The organism is Pseudarthrobacter sp. NPDC058196, from assembly GCF_042882685.1.
Classification (GTDB): domain Bacteria; phylum Actinomycetota; class Actinomycetes; order Actinomycetales; family Micrococcaceae; genus Arthrobacter.
Genome location: NZ_JBHVVN010000011.1, coordinates 113,992 through 131,423 on the forward strand (window position 1 = coordinate 113,992; position 17,432 = coordinate 131,423).

Below are 17,432 nucleotides of genomic sequence, written 5' to 3' on the forward strand. Positions count from 1 at the left end.
CTGAAGGATATTGGTACGGGTTGATGAAGTGGGATGGACCCTGCGGCGGCCGGCCATCCTTCGATTCAGACATGTGTGGTTCGGCCATCGCATTGAGCCGTTGCGGCTGATTCCTTAACTTGCTTACTGACGGCGTCGAGGGTTCGGAATACGGCGATCGTGTCGGACGCGGGATGTATCGGATGCTGTGAGGCTCCTGAACGGATGGCCTCTCCGGCGGCCCGGAGCATGGGGACGTATCCATTGCCTTCACGGTCGTGCTCTACCGGTTCCGGGGTGAACATTTTGGCCCAGGAACCGGCATGGATCAGAAGGGTTGTCGATGTCCAAAACATGCCCGGGATAGTGATCCACCCTAGGGTGCCGCTGATTGACGCGGATGGGTCAACGAATTCCGTCATCGAGCTCGCGCCTTGGGCAAATCGGCCGTCTTCGAAGCCAAGGGTGAAGTGTTCGGCGTAGTCGAGGCCGTCTGCTCTGAGCCGTCCTCGGGCATGGATGTTTGTCGGTTCGCCGAAGATCGTGTGGGCCAGCGTCACAGGGTAGATCCCTTGATCCAGCAATGTTCCACCACTGCGCGCTGGGTCCCATCTGCTGCCGCCGTCAGGGATCAACGGAAAGCCGAAACCGGCGCGCAGGCTTGATGGTTTCCCGACCACCCCTGAATTCAGGAGTTCGAAAAGGTGCTGGAACGCAGGGTTGAATTTCATCCACATGGCTTCCATGAGGAAAAGGCCCCGATTTTCAGCGAGGGTGAATAGTTCCTCGACCTCATCCGTGTTCATTGCCATGGGCTTTTCGATGATCACGTGCTTGCCGGCCATCAACGCCTCCCGCGCCATTGCAGCGTGGGTGGCGAAGGGCGTGGCAAGGTACAGCACGTCGACCAGGGGGTCCCTGACCAATGATGTGTAGTCCTCAGTCCAGCGGGCCAGATCAAATTCGTGGGCGAACCGGGCCGCTTTTGCGCCGTCCCTGCTGAAGACAACCTCTACGTGGTTGCCGGGAATGAGCTGCAGATCGGGCACAACGCTGCGGGAGATGCTGCCGGCCCCGGCGATGGCCCACCGCAAAGTACCGTCAGGATCGAGAACTGTACGGTCCATGAGTTCACCTATCTGGAGTCAAAGTATCGGATTGCGGGATTGAAGAAACTCGGGCTTCAGCCCGGGTCCAGCCGCCAAGGTTGCTGATGCGCTCGGAAGTCCTCGTCCTGGGACGAACCTTGCTGTGGGTGTTGGCACTCCCCCAGCATCTGGCCGCCTATGCGCCGGTGGCAGTGGCCAGGTATTCGAAGCGGCTGATGCGGGCCTCCCGGCCAAGCGCCTCTACCCCGATGACTCTTCCCGTGAACCCACCGGCGACTTCTGTCGAGAGGTACCGGCCATCAAGGGTCGCGAGTAGTTTGAATCCGTCCTGTTCGTAGCCGAGCTCAACCCGGTCCGGACCCGTGCGGACGCCGTGCTGTTGCGGGCTTTCCATCGTCCGGAGTGCGAGGGGCGCTGTCAGCGGGATGCCGGTTGCTGATGCCAGGATTTGGTCCATTGGTCCAATAACGGCGCGGGCGGAGACGACGTCACCGTGGCGCTCGATCCCCGTCCAGTGGGAGTCGTCTATGCGGAGGATGAGGGCAAGGTTGCCGGCGGGCGCCTTTACGTTCACTTGCCACTGGGCGTCCCTTGTTCTGACCGCGAGCAGCCGTTTGGCTTCCTTTTCTTCGGGGCTGCGCCCCGCGTCCAGGGTGACACCCCCGTTCGTGTCGGAGCGGCAGAAACTGGCGGGAGGGACTCCGGGGGAGATCCAGCGGGGATGCAATTCGGTTCCGGTGAAGTCATCAATGAAAGACGTGGCTGGCTGGGGTTCCTGGTATTGGTCCGGGACAACAGCGGGCCAGTCGCCGGTCCAGTCCACGGCAGCGAGGAACGTTTCGCGTCCATTGACGTGGAAGCGCGGGAATTCCCCTCTTGGGCGTACGCCCAGGTAGACCATGGCCCAGGTGCCGTCTTTGAGTTCGACCATGTCGGCGTGGCCCGTGTTCTGTACCGGGTGGGAGGTGCTGCGGTGTGTGAGGATCGGGCCCTCAGGATGAGCCTCATAGGGGCCCGTGACTGAACGGGCGCGACCGATGGTGACCGCATGGCCGCGACCTGTTCCGCCTTCGGCGACCAGGAGGTACCACCAGCCGTTCTTACGGAACAGGTGAGGGCCTTCGGGGGATGAGAGGCCGGTTCCTTGCCAGATCAGTTCGGTCTTGGACAACAACCGGCCGCTGAGTGGGTCGATGAGGGCGTGGGCGATGCCGCCCCGCGGGTCGGCCCAGGTGAGGTGGCAGTGTCCTTCCTCGTCCCAGAACAGGTCCGGGTCCCATCCGATGACGCCGCTTGTATAGACCGGTTCGCTCCAGGGTCCGGCCGGGTCCTGGGCATGAACGACGAGGTGTCCCTCGGCCACGTCCGTGATGTTGGTTGTTGTCATCCAGAACCTTCCGTCGTGAAAACGGATGGTCGGCGCGTAGATGCCTTTGCCTGCCCCGGAGAGGCCGGGACTGACGTTGAGCTGGCTTTCGCGGTCCAGGACGTTGCCGATCTGTCGCCAGGTGAGCAGGTCCGTGCTGGTAAATATGGGGACGCCGGGGAAGTACTCGAAGCTTGAGTTGATCAAGTAGTAGTCCCCGCCAGCCCGGCAAATTGAAGGGTCGGGGTGGAAACCGGGGAGTATAGGTGTTGTCCCCATCATGCGACTCCTGCCTGGACGTGTTGTTCTCGGTGGAGCTGGGCCAGGCGGTGGCGTTCAGCGCGGCGTTTCGCCTGCTCCGCGGGATCTGCGATCGGTGCCGCGAGCAGCAGTTTCTGTGTATAGGGGTGTTTCGGGGTGGATGTGACCAGGTCCGCTGGTCCTGTTTCGACGATGTCTCCCCTATAGACGACGCTGACGCGGTGACTGATGTGGCGTACGACTGCCAGGTCGTGGGAGACGAACAGATATGCGACTCCTGTCTGGCGTTGGATGTCGATGAACAGGTTCATGACCCGAGCTTGTGTGGAAAGGTCCAGGGCCGAGACCGGCTCATCGCAGACGATGAGTTTAGGCTTGGGGGCGAGGGCGCGGGCGATGGCGACTCTCTGACGCTGTCCACCGCTGAACTCCCGGGGCAGGCGCTCGGCAGCGTCGCGCGGAAGTCCTACCTGGTCCAGCAGGTTTTGGACGCGGGTTCTTGCTTCGCTGGCGGGTACGCCCTGGACTATGAGGGGTTCGCTCAGGGTGTCCCCGATGGTCAGGGAGGGGTTCAGGGAGGTGTAGGGGTCCTGAAACACGACCTGAATATCTTTGGACAGGATTCGGCGGTCTTTGGGGCGGGCGTGGGTGATGTCGGAGCCGTTGAAGGTGATGCGGCCCCCGCTGGGCCTTACTAGACCCAGGACGGCCCGGCCGATAGTGGTTTTCCCGGACCCGGATTCGCCTACGACGCCCAGAGTTTCCCCCTCGCCGATGCTCAGGGAAACCCCGTGCAGGACCTCAATTGACTTGGGACGGAATCCGCGGCCGGTGAAGGCCACGCGAAGGTCAGTCACGTCCAGTAGTGGCGTCGTCATTAGTTTCTCTCCCCAGAAGCCGCCGCGACGGGCACTGGCGGGTCGGTTCGTACGGTGTGTTCGTCAAGGATCGAGCCCAGAAGCTTTTGTGTGTACGGGTGCGTGGGCTCGCGGAACAGCTCACGGGCCGTGCCCGACTCGACAATCCGGCCGTCCTGCATCACAGCAATACGGTCACAGATGTCCGCTACCACACCAAAGTTATGCGTGACCAGCAAGACCGCCATGTTCAGTTCAGTCTGGAGGTCCCGCAGCAGGTCCAGGATTTCGGCCTGGACTGTCACATCGAGTGCGGTTGTGGGTTCATCGGCGATAAGGAGCTTCGGACGGCTCGCCACCGCCCCGGCAATCAGGACACGCTGCGCCATTCCCCCGGAAATCTGGTGCGGGTAGGACCCGAACGTCCGTTGGGGATCTTGGATTCCCACGCGCTCCAGCAGTGCGAGCACCCTGGCTTTCGCATCCGCCCCGGAGATGCGGGAGGAGGCGCGGAGACCTTCCACGAGTTGGGCCCCGACTGTGTAGGAGGGGTCCAGGTTCGACATCGGCTCCTGGGGTATGTATGAAATTCCGCGGCCGCGTAGCGGGCGAAGGTCCTGCTCCCTCAGCCCCAGCAGCTCGCGTCCCTCCAACCCGATGGAGCCACGCACCACAACTGCCTCCGACGGGAGCACCCCCAGGACAGAGAAGGCGGTTTGGGTTTTGCCTGAACCGGACTCCCCGACCAGGCCAAGGATCTCGCCTGCGCGAAGGTCGAGGCTGACCCCTTTTACGACCTCCCTCAGTTCCCCGGACGGTGTGGGATAGGCAACAGCCAGGTCCTTCACGGACAGCAGGTTCCCCTTGCCGTCATGGCCGGCGTGCGATGTCTGGTTCGCAACTGTGTGCCTGGCCGATCGTGCTGGTTTCAGCTTCACACCCTCGAAGGCGTCCCGCAGGGAGTTGCCGAGCAGGACCAGTGAAGCCGTGAGGGTACCGAGCAGGACACTGGGCCAGATGAATTGGGTCGGGTCGACATACAAGTTGGTGAAGCCCTCGGAGATCATCGCGCCGAAGCTGGGAACGAGGTTCGACCCGACACCCAGAAAGGCAAGGCCTGACTGCAGACTGATGGCGGAACCGGCCAGGAACGCCGTGGCGATGATGATCGGGCCGCGGACAACGAAAAGGACGTGCCGGGCCAGGATCCTCAGGTTGGACAGCCCGGATACCCTTGCGGCATCCACGTACAGCTCATTCTTCACGCCGACGACGAGGTTCCGCACCAGACGGTAGATCCCCGGTGAAAGCAACACACCAAAGATAAGCATGGTGGCGCGGTAGTCGCCCTTGGTGATAGGCATCAGGACGATGAGCAGCAGCAGCCCGGGGAACGTCATAATGAGGCTGAAGACCCATTCTGTCGCACTGCGCAGCCGCCGCCCGAAGTAGCCTCCGATCAGGCCGAAGGTCACCCCTATGACGAGGGCGACGCTTGCGCCGATCAGGGCTGCGATGATGCTCGTGTTGATTGAATGGAGGAGCCTGGATGCGATGTCGCGGCCGTTCTGATCAGCGCCCAGCGGGTAACCGGGCGTTCCTGGCACCGCGTTGATCGCGTTGAGCTGGGCCTCGTTGGGATCATGCGGGCCGATCCATGGGGTCAGGAGTCCGAGAACGATGATGACCAGCAGCAGCGCGGAGGTGATGACCGCCTGAGGGTCCTTGAGGAGTTTCCGCAACGGAGATTTCCTTGGCGGGGCTGCCAGCCCGGGGTCGATACTGAGTTCTTCGATGCTCAAGAGATTCTCGCCTTCGGGTTGAGCCAGCCGTTTGCTACATCGGTAATGAGGTTCACCGTCACCACGAGCATGACGCCGAACAAGGTGATGCCCATGATGACGGGGATGTCGCCCTGCAGGGACGCGTTGAACGCGTACTGGCCGTACCCCGGCAGCGCGAACACGTTTTCGATGATGAGCGCGCCGCCCAGCATTTGTATGAACTCCAGGGACAGGACGGTCAGCGCCGGGCTCGCCGCGTTCCGCAGCGCGTGACGGAGCACGACCGACCGGGTGCGGATGCCGCGGGTCCGCAGTGTCCGTACGTAGTCCTTCCGGAGTTCATCGATCATGGCCCCTCGGACTTGGGCAGCCATGTTGGCCACTCCCCCAATGACCAGCACAATCACAGGAATGGTGATCGAAGCCGCCCACTTAGCGGGATTTTGCGCGAGGGGGGTGAAGCCCGTCGCGGGAAGCAACTTCAGGTTCACGGCCAGAACTGCCACGAGGGCAATGGCAATGAGCAGGCCGGGGACGATGTGACCGACCAGGGACAATCCCTGGGATACTTTGTCGGCCACACCGCCGCGTGAGGCCGACCATACACCCAGGGCGACGCTAATGATGACGGTGATGATCAGCGCGGTAACGACCAGCGAAAGGGTGACACCCAATCGGGAAGCTACGGCGGGTGCGACGGGCTGGCTGGTGAAGAGGGACGTTCCGAAGTTGCCGGTCAGCACGTTACCCAGCCAATCCAGGTATTGGACAACGGCGGGCCTGTCGAAGCCGAGCTTGGTCATGAGGCCTTTGACCGACTCGGGGGTGGCTGCGCTCCCCAGTCGTTCGCGGGCGACGGATTCCAGGGAGCCGCTGAGGAGGAGGAACGTGATCAGGGTAACCATTAGCGCCAGGACGATGCCTGCGCCAAGACGACGCAGCGCGTACCCGATCATGCGCTGCCCCGGGACGTTTCCACTGGCATCTTTGAACTCCTTATTGTGTGGGGCACGGATATGGGGATGGAATGGCCGGCCGGTGAGCCGCCCTCGCCGGTTGGGAAGCTACTGGCCGGATACCGCGAAATCGCGGACCGTGGGCAGCACAACCACCGAGGGGAGGAAGTCGACGCCGGGGGCGGTCGCCCAGAGCGTGCCTACATACGCAATCGGGGCGTTCAACGCGTGCTTGACCGTAAATTCACTGACCTTTTTGTAGAGGTCCGCTCGTGCGCCGTCATTCGGCTCGTTGGCGACGTCCTGGAGCAACTTGTCGAATTCAGGGTCCTGCCACTTGAAGGGGTTCAGGAAGGCCTGCGGGGTGTACATGTCCCCGACCTCGCGCCCCGCTTCGTTGAGGCCCGCGAACCAGAGCACGGCCGGATACTTTTTGGAGGCAACGGAGGCAGCGGTGTTCTGCGGGGGTACGGGCTCCCACGTGACCTTGATTCCGATATCTGCCAATGCCTGGGTGATGACGGGTTCAAAGCTTTGCGAGACGACGGTGCTGGGCATCGTCATGGAGAACCCGTCCGGGTAGCCGGCCTCTGCCAGAAGTTTGCGCGCCTTCTCCTTATCGAACCCGTAGGTGCCCTCGAGTGCGGGGTTGTATGCGTCCCCGTTGGGGTTGAACACCTGGATCGTCGGTTTGCCGACCCCGTTGAGCAGTGCTTTTACGATCTGCTCGCGGTCAAAGGCCATGTTGATGGCCTGTCGGACCTTTTCATTGGCCAAGGCCGGGACGAGTTCGCCCTTCCGGTCAGCCAAGACGAGAACGAGGGCAGCAGTTGCCTGCACCTCTTTCACCGTGAACCCGGCACCTTCGGCTTGCTTCCGCTGCGGAGCCTGAATCAGAGCCGCTTTCACCTCACCTGCCTGGAGCGCGTTGTATTGCGCCGTCCGGTCCGCGATGACCTTCACCTTGACCGTTTTGAAAGGGAATGCTGCCGCGTTCCAATAATCGTCGCGTCGCTCCATAACGTACTCGGTACCGTCAGTTGTGGCGTCGGACAAGACGTAGGGACCCGACCCGGTCGGGCGAAGCTTCGATGTTGCCGAGGACAACGACTGAGAATCCCCGATAACGCCCGTAGCCTGAGCCAGGTAGTTCAACAAGGACGGCTCGGGAGATGACAGTTGAATAGCAACTGTTGATGCGTCAGGCGCCGAAACTGATGTCACTTTTGCAAGCTTGGATTGCTGCTGGCCAGGAGTCGTGCGGGTGCGTTCAAGAGTGGCCATAACGTCTTTGGAAGTGACAGGAGCCCCAGTACTGAACTTCAGATCGCCACGAAGTTTGAGGGTCAAGGTGCGCAGGTCATCCGAGTATTTCCAGCTTTCAGCCGCGTTGGGCTGGACTTTCCCGTTTTTGTCAACCATCAGCAGTGTGTCAAAAATCGACGCCCACACGTAGGACTGCTGCCCTTCGGCAAGCTGCGATGGGTCCAGGGATGCCGGCGGTGCTTGCACGGCAATGCTCAGCTCCTGGTCACGGGACGGTGCCTGCTGCTGGGCCGAGCCGGTGGCGGGCGAGGAGCAGGCGGCGGTCGCCAGCAGAGCAGCAACAGCCGTTGCGGCGGAAGCCGCACGTGTCAGCGATTTCACTCGGGACAAGACAGAAATCATGTCGGGAGACTCCTTTGTCATTGGGGGGGTGTAAAGACAGTGGGTATTTTGGGAGCAAATTCACCACAGAACATTTTGTGGTGAGCAGCATCACAATGAAAGCATTCAATGTGATTAAAGACAACCGGCTGCCCTCAAATTCGGCAAGTTTTTTCGCGCCATCAATATTCAGCTGAATGACCGAGATTGGACGCACGAATGCGGCCCATGAGGCTGCGGATTTCACGCGCCCCAAGGCAGCAATGTAGATTTATGCGGAATTGCGACACGGGCAGTTACGATTGCCCGCATGCCTCAGAAAGTGATTATCTCAGCATGGCCGGCCGGCTAAGGTTTAATGCCGTCAATATAAAGAACTAGAGTTCTGATATTACCCCTGCAATTCTGCGCTGTGCTTCCATTACCTGTTGCCCCGTGATGGCCTTAAACGCATGGGCGACCTCCGAAGCCACATCGAAGGATGGATTAATGAGCCATTGCATGCGCAACCCGCTCCACACGGCCACTACTTTGCGGGCAGCAGCCTGAGGATCCAACCCCGGCAAGGCCAACCCTTCGTGCTGCCGTCTTTGGATACCTCCTGCGAACTCGGCGACCGCTCGCTCCTGGTGGTCCTTTAGGAACCCGCGTGCCGGATGATCAGGATTCACGGCCTCGGCGCTAAGCGCGAAGAACAGCCGCGTCACTGCAACCTCTTCAGAGCTAAGACTTGCAAGTGCCCTCGGAGGCCATTCATCCTTTTCGGCTTCACTACCCAGAAACTCATGTGTGAGCAACGTCCGACTATCCTGGTCGGCCAACTCCATGGCAGCAACGAGGATGTGATCACGGGTAGGGAAGTGATACAGCATTGCGGTTTCACTCATGCCTGCCCGGGACGCAACCTCTGACGTGGTCAGGGCCCGGTGCCCCTTCTCAAGAACGACATCGAGAGCGGCACGTGCAATGGCTGACCGGCGTTCAACAGTCTTGGCGTAAGTCTTTCTTGCACGTGCGGTCGTCGACTCCATAACTGAATTTTAGATCAAAACCGAGCGATACACTATAGTGGAGGCCGATAATTCATGCCCTTGAGCCAAAATGCGGCCCCTTTGGAATATTAAAACTGAGCACCGCTCGGGTATGAGTGACACACTCGACCACCTTAGACAGTCAGGAGGCGCCCAGTGGAGCCTCGCATGACCAGCTCAGTTTCGGCGAGGAGTGTTTGGGTCTCGCTTTCAGACCCGCCTAGAAGGTCCAGCATGAGCCGGGCCGCCAGAGAACCGCATTCGCCCAAGGGAGAGCGAATGGTCGTCAAGGATGGCGTAGTGAAGTCAGCGCCAAAAATGTCATCGAAGCCTACAATGCTGAGGGCGTCGGGCACTTCGACACCCGCAGCCTGCAGCTCCTGCATCAACCCTATGGCCAGAAGATCGTTGTAGGTCATGACGGCAGTCGCACCGCTTTCCCTTACCGCCCGGGCTACCCGACGTCCGCCTTCAAGTGTGGGCGCCGTGGAATCCATCCGTGTGGCCACCAAACTCGACCATTCACAAGCAGCGTGAATGCCCTCCCACCGGCGGTCTGACATCCAGGAGCGGGGAGGTCCGGCGACGTACACCAGCTTCTTGTGCCCATGAGCGGTCAGGGCACGCACAGCTTGGCTTATCCCCTTCGCCGCATCGGGAATGACACACGGGATGCCCTGAATCTCCCGGTGGATCACCACAACCGGCTTGTCACCGGCCAGGATTCGGATGTCCTCGTCGTCCATGCGGGGACTGGCGAGGATGAGGCCATCGACAGTCCCGAGCATCCGGCGGGCTGCCGTCAATTCTGCATCACCTGACTCAGATGATTCCGCAAGCACCAGCGTGTAATCACGCAGTGCGGCTGACCTTCCCGCACCTCGGATAATTTCGAAGAACGTTGGGTTGGTGATGTCCGCGACGATCAATCCCAGGTTTTTGGTCTGCCCTGTTTGAAGCGCGCGAGCAAATGGATTTGCGCGGAAGTCAAATTTGTCGACCGCATCCTCGACTAGCCTTTGAGTCTTCGCACTCACCCTTCCGGGTTTGTTGAGTGCTCGGGAAACCGTTGAAGGATTAACGCCGGCAACTTTTGCAATGTCGTAAATGGTAACTGACTTCTTTTTCTCACCCTCCTTTTCCTTGAATCTGCTTCCACTCGAAAGAACTTCCCCAGGTGCGGCGTCAGCGCTCACGGAGCTTAACTCTGTGCTGATTGTCGCAGTTGACGAACGCTAAACAATTGAGCCACGTTTCAGGGGATAACCCGGCTTCAAGGCAGAATTCTTGTCATTCAATTTCTTCTCCAAGTGTCCTCTGCTGATCAGATCGTCTGTCCTGCGTCTACGAGGAGAGTGCTTCCGGTCATGATGGTGGACATGTCGCTTGCGCAGAAGAGCACCACGCGTGCGATATCGTCGGGGGTTCCGATTCGTCCGATGAGGTTGTTGGTCATCACCGCCACAGCACGGTCGGATTCTTCAGCGGGCGTGTGCGCAGCCACCGCGGCCATGTTGCCCTCGGTGGGCACGAAAGTGGGGGCGACTCCGAGCACGCGAATTCCGAGGGGCGCGAATTCGAGTGCCATCTGCTTCGTCATTCCGCGGACGGCATGCTTGGAGCCCACATAGGCGGAGAGCCCGGGAGCTGTGCCTGTAAAGCCGGCGGTGGAAACAATGTTAATGATCACCCCGCCTCGTTTGCCCCCGGCCATCTGGCGTGCGGCTTCGCGGGATCCGTTGAAGACGCCGCGGGTGTTCACGGCGAAGACCTGCTCCCAGGTGCCGTCCGATGTCTGCAGTACCGGAACACTGGGAAAGATGCCGGCGTTGTTCACCCAGATGTCGATGCCACCGTATTCTTCGGACGCCGTAGCAGCGGCGGCTCGGACCGAGTCGGCGTCGGTGACGTCCATTGCCACTCCCAATGCACGCACCGGGAAACGTGCAGCTATATCGTCCGCTGTTGCTTGTGCCCGGTCCGCGTTGATGTCGCCGATGAGAACACTGGCGCCTGCCTCTGCAAGCCGGAATGCGATGGCCTTGCCGAGCCCTTGAGCCCCGCCCGTGACGACCGCGTGCCGGCCGGCCAGGGACAGGAGGTCAGTCAGTGGTGCGGCGGAGACGTCGGCGAAAGCAGTTCTCATGAACGGACCTCGGCGTCCAGTGCGTTGTGTTGGGCGACGCCTCCGAGCCAGGCGAGGCTGGGCTTTGGGGTGCGGGCGAAGGTGCCCCTGTCGACGGCGATGAGACCAAACGTGGGCTCCCAGTGTCCCCACTCGAAGTTGTCCAGGAGTGACCAGTGCAGGTAACCGCGCACGTCGATGCCCTCAGCCATGGTTTCGTGGAGGCCAACAAGCGCCTCCATGGTGTAGCGGATCCTTTGTTCGTCATCAGCGGTGGCGATGCCGTTCTCCGTGATCAGGACCGGAACACCTCCGGTGATGTCCCATGCGTGGCGGACGGCCATGCTGAGGGCGTCGGGGCGGTAGGCGGTGCCGACGAGTGTGTTGTCGGGGTGGGGCGGGTGCGGGACGAGGCCGTGGGCGTCTACTTCCTGGCTGGAGTAGGCCTGGACGCCGACGAAGTCGTCGCCTCGGCTCCCTTCCCAGTAGACGTCCTCTTTGCCGTACCGGATTTCAAGGAGCTTCTCCTCCCCGCCGGAGGCAGGGGTAAGGGCTCCGGCGGCGATGGTCCATCCGACCTTCGCGTTGGTGCGTGCGCGCACGATGTCCCGGGCGGCGTGGTGGATGGCAGTGAAGGTACGCCCAATTTCCGGGTCGGCATAGGTGAGGAATTCGCTGTGGGTCTTTTTTTGCTCCCCCTCTCCTTCCACGGTGGGGCTCTGCCACTGGGCACCCTGATTCTGCTGCATGCGGCGCATGGCCGTCATGATGGCCGCCTGCATGTTCGGCTCGTTCATCGTGGCGACCCACTCAACACCTTCGAGGATATCTGTGGTGGCTGTGACATACCGCTGGAACTTTTCGGACGCATCCGGAGCCAACCAGCCGCCGTCATTGGCAAACCACTGCGGCGTGGTGAAGTGTTGCAGGGTGACGACAGGGGTGATGTTTCGTTCGAAGCAGTACTCGATGATGCGGCGGTAGTGTGCCAGCTCCGCCGTGGAAAAGCGCCCGGGGACTGGTTCGATCCGGGCCCATTCAAGGCTGAACCGGTAAGAAGTCAGGCCGGCGTCGGCCAGGAGGTCAATGTCCTCCCGGTAACGGTGGTAGCTGTCGCAGGCGTCGCCGGAGAGCTCCATGCCGGGCATGGTCAGTTCGCGGGCCCACCAATCGCTGTTGACGTTGTTGCCTTCAATCTGGTGGCCGGCAGTTGCGGCGCCCCACAGGAAGCCTTCGGGGAAAGTAGTCATGTCATCCTCTGATCTGAGTATTTGTCGTGGCGCCCAGGACGGGCAGGTTTCCTAAACTGGTGCCGCTGAGCGGTGTGGGTCTGCCGTGTTTGTTTGTGCGAGGGCGCCGGTCGCGCGGAACCTGCCGGGACCAGCGGCATATTCGGCGCCGTCAGGGAAGACGATGCGGGCCGTAGTGTCGGCAGGTATGTCGGCGTCGATCCCTAGTTCTTCACCATCGAGCTGCCAGTGAACCTTGATGCTCCCGTTGGGCGTCTCGTGCGACCCGCGCGCCCAGGTAAGTCCCGGCCCGGGGGTTGGAGCGATGACAATGGAGCGCCAGCCCACCGACCCCTGATCCTGTCGCAGGCCGAGCGTGAATTCGTGAAGGAACCGGAGCACTGTGCCTTTGCTGTAATGGTTCAGGGACTCGTGGGCGTTACCGTCTTCATCTATTCCTTCCCAGGATTCCCAGATGGTGGTGGCGCCTTTGTCCACCATGTTCAGCCAAGACGGTGTGCTGCGTTGCAGGAGCAGCTCGTAGGCGACGTCCTCCCGGCCGGCCTCTACGAGAACCGGCAGGAGGTCTCCCGTGGAGAGGAACCCGGTTCCGAGATGCACGTCCTCGGACCGGATCAGCTCGACGAGCCGGTCGGTGGCTGGCCCGCGGGCTTCGTCCGGCAGGAGGCCGAATGAGAGCGCCCGGACGTAGCTGGCCTGGCTGTCCGTGGCGGTGTTTCCATCCGCGCGAAGATAGGCGTCCTGCCACGCCTGCCGGACGGACTCCGCGATGTCCGCGTACTGTGCTGCATCTTCCGTGCGTCCCAAGACGTGCGCGGTCCGGGAAAGTGTTGCCGCCGAACGGTAGAGGTATGCCGTACCCACCTCGCCCTTGTCTTCCATGAACCAGGCCATCGGGTTGTCCTGGACGGGGTCGATCAGTTTCCCATCGGCGTCGCGCTTTTTCGGCTCGGTCCATTCGCCCCAGTGGAAGGTGCCGTCCCAAAGGTACTCTTCGAAGGGTTCCGGCTCGGGTGTGACGTGGGAGCGGGCGTGGTGGCGGGTGGTGCGGGCTTTCTCGAGGGCCCATTGGACCCATCGGTCCATGGCGTCCCAGTTCTCGGCGAGGACCGCCTCATCGGCGTACTCCTCGTAGAGCGCCCAGGGAACTGCGACAATCGCGTCGCCCCAGCCGGCAGATCCGGTCATCATCGCGAACTGGTCATCCAGGTTGTTTTTGATGCGGCGCCCGTCGGGGGAAAAGTTGGCGACCCGGCCGTCCTCGAGCTGGTCATCGCGGACCGACTTGAGCCATTTCCGGCTGAAGCCGTGCACGTCCCGAAGCCGTGTGGCTGTGGAGACGAATACTTGGTAGTCACCGGTCCAGGCCAACCGTTCCCGGGTGGGGCAGTCGGTGGGCACGTCCACCGCGTTCCCGAGGAAGCTCCATTCGCCCATCCTGTGCAGGCGGTTCAGGTCCTGATCGCTGCACCAGAATTCTCCGGTACGGCGAAGGTCGGTATGGACCACCTGCATGGTCAGCGCCGAGGGGTCCAAGGGAGCCCCGTCGCGGCTGATGCGGGTGTACTGGAAGCCGTGGACCGTGTGGCGCGGTTCGAAGACTGCGGGAACAGGTCCTGCTGTCACTTCATCACGTTGGGAGAAGATCCTGGGCGGCTCGCCCGGCCGGTGGGAATCGAGGTGGGAGGTTGAGAGGTCCCCGTCCGGGCCAAGGTGTTCGCCGTACTCGATCACCGTGCATGTGCCTTCTGATCCGAGGTCCGTCAGCCGGATCCACCCGGATGCGTTCTGGCCGAAGTCCGCCACCCACACACCCGGCCTGATTTCATGCACGTTTTCCGGCGGACGGGAATCAATGACACGCACAGGTGGCGCGGGCGACCAGTCGATGGGCGGCGCCTCGACCTGGTCCACGAGTACTGTCGTCGTTGCCAAGGCGGCTTTCCCGAAGTCAATGCTTTGCCCGTCCATCAGGTCGGCACGGGTGGTGGTAGAGGGGGCGCTCGTCCACGTGTCGTCGGTGCGGATGACCCGGCGGGTTCCGTCGCCGAGTTCGATGTGCAGTTCTACACGTGCTCCCAAGGTGGTTCCCCAGCCGGCGGGCAGCCGGAACGCGCCCACCTGGCCGCGGTACCAGCCGTCGGACAATTCAAGATCCACCCGGTTGTGTCCTGACAGGAGGAAGGATGTTACGTCGAAAGCCTGCGCGTAGAGCGTACGGTCATACGACGTCGACCCTGGGGACAGTTCCGCTGTACCCACCCGTTCGCCATTGAGCGCCGCCGTGTAGACGCCGAGTGCCGTGGCGTAGAGCCGGGCAGACGTCACGGCAGCCGCCAGCTCGAAATGGGTGGTGAGGAGGTAGGCGGGCCGGCGGCCGTAGCCCGGGTCCTCCGGCTCGACCGGGGAAATCCAGGCGGCGGTCCAGTCCGCGGCCAGGAGCCCGGCTTCGAAAGCGGACCACGCGGACCAGTCGCCCGAGGTTCGGGCCCGGACCCGCCACTGGACCCGCTGCCGACTGCTCAGGGCAGGCCACGGCCAGGGCACGTACAGGCGCTGATCCGTCGTCGCCGCGGGCTGAAGTACCCCGTCGATGGTCGCTTCGAGTTCATAAGAAGCCGTAGAATCCGCTGGTACCTTCCAGGACAGCCTGGGGGCGGGCCCCGTGACAGGGAACTGGTCCCCGCCGCTGTCGACGGCCAGATCGTAGGGCGTTCCGCCCATGGGTGGTCCTTCTTCCTTTGTAATGGCGTCTTAGCGGACTGCTTTGACCTTGAGCGCGATCACGGTACCGCCCAGCAGGGCCAAGACGGCGCCAGTGAGGTACAGGAGCGTGTAGTTTTTCTCCGCACCCGTGGCGCCGATAGTAATAAGCAGGGACGCGATGAGTGGAGCTACCGCGCTCGGAATCTTCTGCGCGAAGGCCACCACTGCCATGTACCGCCCGGTTTCGCTGCGGTTCGGCAGGATCGCGAAAATGATCGCCTGATCAACTGTCGCGAAGACGGCGATAGCCGTCTGCATCAGCACGGCACCGACGATGAGCTGGGGCAAGGACCACGCAGTTGCCTCAGCCAGCGCACCGCCTACAAAAAGCAGCGCGGCGATCATCACGAACAGGCGGCGGCGCCGTAGCTTATCGGACAGGAACCCGCCCAAGAGCGCGCCCGCTGCGGCCGCCACGACGCCGAGCATACCGATGGTCGCGACTACCCCGGCTACTTCCCGCACCGGCAGGTTGAGCCGCTGGGCATAGAAGAACGTGCCGAACGTGGTGTTAAAGTACAGCCCGATGAAGAACACGAAACGGCCCAGCCAGTTCCACGCGAAGTCCGGGTACTTGCTCACGTTGAAGCCGTAACCAGCAACCACCGACTTTGCAGTGACCCGGGAGGTAACGGCAAGGTCCCTGGAGCTGCCCTCCGGCTTGATGACCGGAAGCAAGGCCAGCAGCACGGCGCCGATCACGCCAGGGAGGACGAAGACCAGCAGGGTGTTTGACGAGACCGCGTAAGCCACCCCGATGCCCAGGACGGGCGCGCTCTGAGTCATAAGCGATGTCAGCGCTGAAACCCGCCCGCGCTGCTGGTCCGGCAACTTGTCAGCCATCAGGTTCTGGATAGCCGCGCCTGAAATCGACCAACCGGACATGCCCAGCACCCAGCCCGCTCCCACGATCAGCAGATCGGGAGCCAGCCCCATCACCACCAGCCCTGCCAAGCCGATCCCTGTGCCGAGGAATATGAACGGGGTGCGGCGGCCAAGGCCGGACCGCATACGATCGCTCCAGATACCCACCATCGGGCTGATCACCAGATAGATCAGCTGGGCCGTGCCGGTGATGTACCCAAGAACCTCTTCGTGGCCGGGGGCCAGTTCGCTGATCCGCACTGCGATGCCGTACGAGAGCGGGACCATCATGGCGATAGATGCCCCAAAGCTGGCAAGCATCAGCCAGAGAATATAACTCCTGCTCACTGGTGTTTGGGGTTCCTCGGGCACGGTCAAAAAACTGTCGGAAGCTTCGCCCGGATTTTGGCTGTCGGGCACCGGTTGAGCGGCCGCGATGCCGCCAGCGAGGCCAGAAGCCTCGTGGTCGTTCGTAGTCACCTATGACTCCTTAATCGAATGGCTTCCAGCCCTGCTGCAGCGCAGGTCCCGGACGACAGCAGCGTCGAAAGCCAAGTAAATAGTAACCATCGTGGTTATTCTTCGATAAATAGTAGTCACGGTGGTTACAATTGGCAATAGCCCCCGGGAAGAAAAGACCAGCCACAGAAAAGAGACCCGCACCGTGACCACCACCGCAGAGCAACAAGCCGGAGAAAAGGCCGGCCCACGACGCCGCGGGCCCTACGCATCAACTCCTGCCCGCCGGGCGGAGATCGTCAGGGCCGCTTCCGCCAGCTTCGCCGAGCACGGCTACGAGCGGGCTTCCCTCAGGGATATCGCCGGCCGGGCAAACCTGACCCACGCCGCATTGCTCCGCCACTTCCCCACCAAGGACGATCTTCTCCTATCAGCCCTAGCCCAGCGCGACGCCGACGACGAGGAGCTCGCCCGACGCATCCTCGAATCAAAAGTCCCCAAGGAAAAGGTCATGAGCAACATCCTTCAGGAGGAATTTGCCAATCCTGAACACCTGCGGAACTGGCTCGCCATCACCATCGCTGCAACAAATCCAAGCCACCCCGCCCACGATTTTTTTGTCGCCCGACGGGAACGCATGCGACAACACTTCACAAGCAAGAGACTCGCCACCACCCAGGACAGTAAGGAACTCAGCGCGGACGACAAGGTAACCATGGTGATGGCCATGGTCGACGGCCTCCGGATACAGTTCCTCCTCGACCCCCAACGGCCGACACTTCACCTTATGGACACCCTCATGCAGTTCATCGCGTCACCAGAGCAAACCCAAAGTGCGTCCAGTTGATCCAGGGATACTCGGTAAATATTCAGACTCGCAGTAGACGGGTGTACGCCCCCCACTTCTGGAAGTCAGCAAGGCTTCGTGTGACAGGTTGGCTTGCGCTCTAAACGGACGGGCGGGCAAGAGGTGCGGGT

13 protein-coding genes are annotated in these 17,432 nt (G+C 61.8%); 1 reads left to right on the forward strand and 12 read right to left on the reverse strand.

Going from position 1 to position 17,432, the window contains the following annotated elements; genetic code table 11:
- Nucleotides 1-65: 65 nt before the first annotated feature.
- The 12 genes from ACFVVC_RS16595 to ACFVVC_RS16650 all read right to left on the reverse strand — a co-directional run bounded on the left by ACFVVC_RS16595 (nucleotide 66) and on the right by ACFVVC_RS16650 (nucleotide 16,475).
- Nucleotides 66-1,106 carry a Gfo/Idh/MocA family protein gene (locus ACFVVC_RS16595; RefSeq protein ID WP_387455598.1) on the reverse strand — a complete coding sequence of 347 codons (1,041 nt, stop codon included), beginning with the start codon at nucleotides 1,104-1,106 and terminating at the stop codon, nucleotides 66-68.
- Between the two features lie 157 nt (nucleotides 1,107-1,263).
- The gene (locus tag ACFVVC_RS16600) at nucleotides 1,264-2,736 is read right to left on the reverse strand and encodes a family 43 glycosylhydrolase (protein ID WP_387455601.1); all 1,473 of its coding nucleotides are present in this window, start codon (nucleotides 2,734-2,736) and stop codon (nucleotides 1,264-1,266) included.
- On the reverse strand, nucleotides 2,733-3,593 hold the full coding sequence (locus tag ACFVVC_RS16605) for an ATP-binding cassette domain-containing protein (RefSeq protein WP_387455604.1): 861 nt from the start codon (nucleotides 3,591-3,593) through the stop codon (nucleotides 2,733-2,735). Before ACFVVC_RS16605 ends, ACFVVC_RS16600 begins: the two co-directional genes overlap by 4 nt.
- Nucleotides 3,593-5,374 (reverse strand): dipeptide/oligopeptide/nickel ABC transporter permease/ATP-binding protein, encoded by a 1,782-nt coding sequence (locus ACFVVC_RS16610; RefSeq protein WP_387455607.1) that lies wholly within the window; start codon nucleotides 5,372-5,374, stop codon nucleotides 3,593-3,595. The genes ACFVVC_RS16605 and ACFVVC_RS16610 overlap by 1 nt, the downstream gene beginning before the upstream one ends.
- The gene (locus tag ACFVVC_RS16615; protein ID WP_387455610.1) at nucleotides 5,371-6,312 is read right to left on the reverse strand and encodes an ABC transporter permease; all 942 of its coding nucleotides are present in this window, start codon (nucleotides 6,310-6,312) and stop codon (nucleotides 5,371-5,373) included. Before ACFVVC_RS16615 ends, ACFVVC_RS16610 begins: the two co-directional genes overlap by 4 nt.
- A gap of 108 nt (nucleotides 6,313-6,420) precedes the next feature.
- Complete coding sequence (locus ACFVVC_RS16620; RefSeq protein ID WP_387455613.1) at nucleotides 6,421-7,980, reverse strand: ABC transporter substrate-binding protein; 1,560 nt, start codon at nucleotides 7,978-7,980, stop codon at nucleotides 6,421-6,423.
- Between the two features lie 356 nt (nucleotides 7,981-8,336).
- Nucleotides 8,337-8,990 (reverse strand): TetR/AcrR family transcriptional regulator, encoded by a 654-nt coding sequence (locus ACFVVC_RS16625; protein ID WP_387455616.1) that lies wholly within the window; start codon nucleotides 8,988-8,990, stop codon nucleotides 8,337-8,339.
- 134 nt (nucleotides 8,991-9,124) lie between these two features.
- Nucleotides 9,125-10,186: a LacI family DNA-binding transcriptional regulator gene (locus tag ACFVVC_RS16630; RefSeq protein ID WP_387455619.1), complete on the reverse strand. Its 1,062-nt coding sequence runs from the start codon at nucleotides 10,184-10,186 to the stop codon at nucleotides 9,125-9,127.
- A 128-nt stretch (nucleotides 10,187-10,314) separates the two neighbouring features.
- Complete coding sequence (locus ACFVVC_RS16635; protein WP_387455622.1) at nucleotides 10,315-11,136, reverse strand: SDR family NAD(P)-dependent oxidoreductase; 822 nt, start codon at nucleotides 11,134-11,136, stop codon at nucleotides 10,315-10,317.
- Entirely contained in the window at nucleotides 11,133-12,365 is a 1,233-nt protein-coding gene (locus tag ACFVVC_RS16640) for a glycoside hydrolase family 1 protein (protein WP_387455625.1), read from the reverse strand. The genes ACFVVC_RS16635 and ACFVVC_RS16640 overlap by 4 nt, the downstream gene beginning before the upstream one ends.
- Nucleotides 12,366-12,416: 51 nt before the next feature.
- A complete protein-coding gene (locus ACFVVC_RS16645) occupies nucleotides 12,417-15,089 on the reverse strand; it encodes a family 78 glycoside hydrolase catalytic domain (RefSeq protein WP_387455628.1) in 2,673 nt (890 codons plus the stop codon).
- Between the two features lie 30 nt (nucleotides 15,090-15,119).
- Entirely contained in the window at nucleotides 15,120-16,475 is a 1,356-nt protein-coding gene (locus tag ACFVVC_RS16650; protein ID WP_387455631.1) for an MFS transporter, read from the reverse strand.
- A 184-nt stretch (nucleotides 16,476-16,659) separates the two neighbouring features.
- Here ACFVVC_RS16650 and ACFVVC_RS16655 point away from each other — a divergent pair, with 184 nt between their 5' ends.
- Nucleotides 16,660-17,301 (forward strand): TetR/AcrR family transcriptional regulator, encoded by a 642-nt coding sequence (locus tag ACFVVC_RS16655; protein ID WP_387455634.1) that lies wholly within the window; start codon nucleotides 16,660-16,662, stop codon nucleotides 17,299-17,301.
- The last annotated feature ends 131 nt before the right edge of the window (nucleotides 17,302-17,432 follow it).

Bases quoted from the DNA above. Each gene is read 5' to 3' on its own strand.
- ACFVVC_RS16635 (WP_387455622.1), bottom strand. From the start codon at position 11,136: ATGAGAACTGCTTTCGCCGACGTCTCCGCCGCACCACTGACTGACCTC.
- ACFVVC_RS16615 (WP_387455610.1), bottom strand. From the start codon at position 6,312: ATGATCGGGTACGCGCTGCGTCGTCTTGGCGCAGGCATCGTCCTGGCG.
- ACFVVC_RS16625 (WP_387455616.1), bottom strand. From the start codon at position 8,990: ATGGAGTCGACGACCGCACGTGCAAGAAAGACTTACGCCAAGACTGTT.
- ACFVVC_RS16600 (WP_387455601.1), bottom strand. From the start codon at position 2,736: ATGATGGGGACAACACCTATACTCCCCGGTTTCCACCCCGACCCTTCA.
- ACFVVC_RS16605 (WP_387455604.1), bottom strand. From the start codon at position 3,593: ATGACGACGCCACTACTGGACGTGACTGACCTTCGCGTGGCCTTCACC.
- ACFVVC_RS16645 (WP_387455628.1), bottom strand. From the start codon at position 15,089: ATGGGCGGAACGCCCTACGATCTGGCCGTCGACAGCGGCGGGGACCAG.
- ACFVVC_RS16640 (WP_387455625.1), bottom strand. From the start codon at position 12,365: ATGACTACTTTCCCCGAAGGCTTCCTGTGGGGCGCCGCAACTGCCGGC.
- ACFVVC_RS16620 (WP_387455613.1), bottom strand. From the start codon at position 7,980: ATGATTTCTGTCTTGTCCCGAGTGAAATCGCTGACACGTGCGGCTTCC.
- ACFVVC_RS16595 (WP_387455598.1), bottom strand. From the start codon at position 1,106: ATGGACCGTACAGTTCTCGATCCTGACGGTACTTTGCGGTGGGCCATC.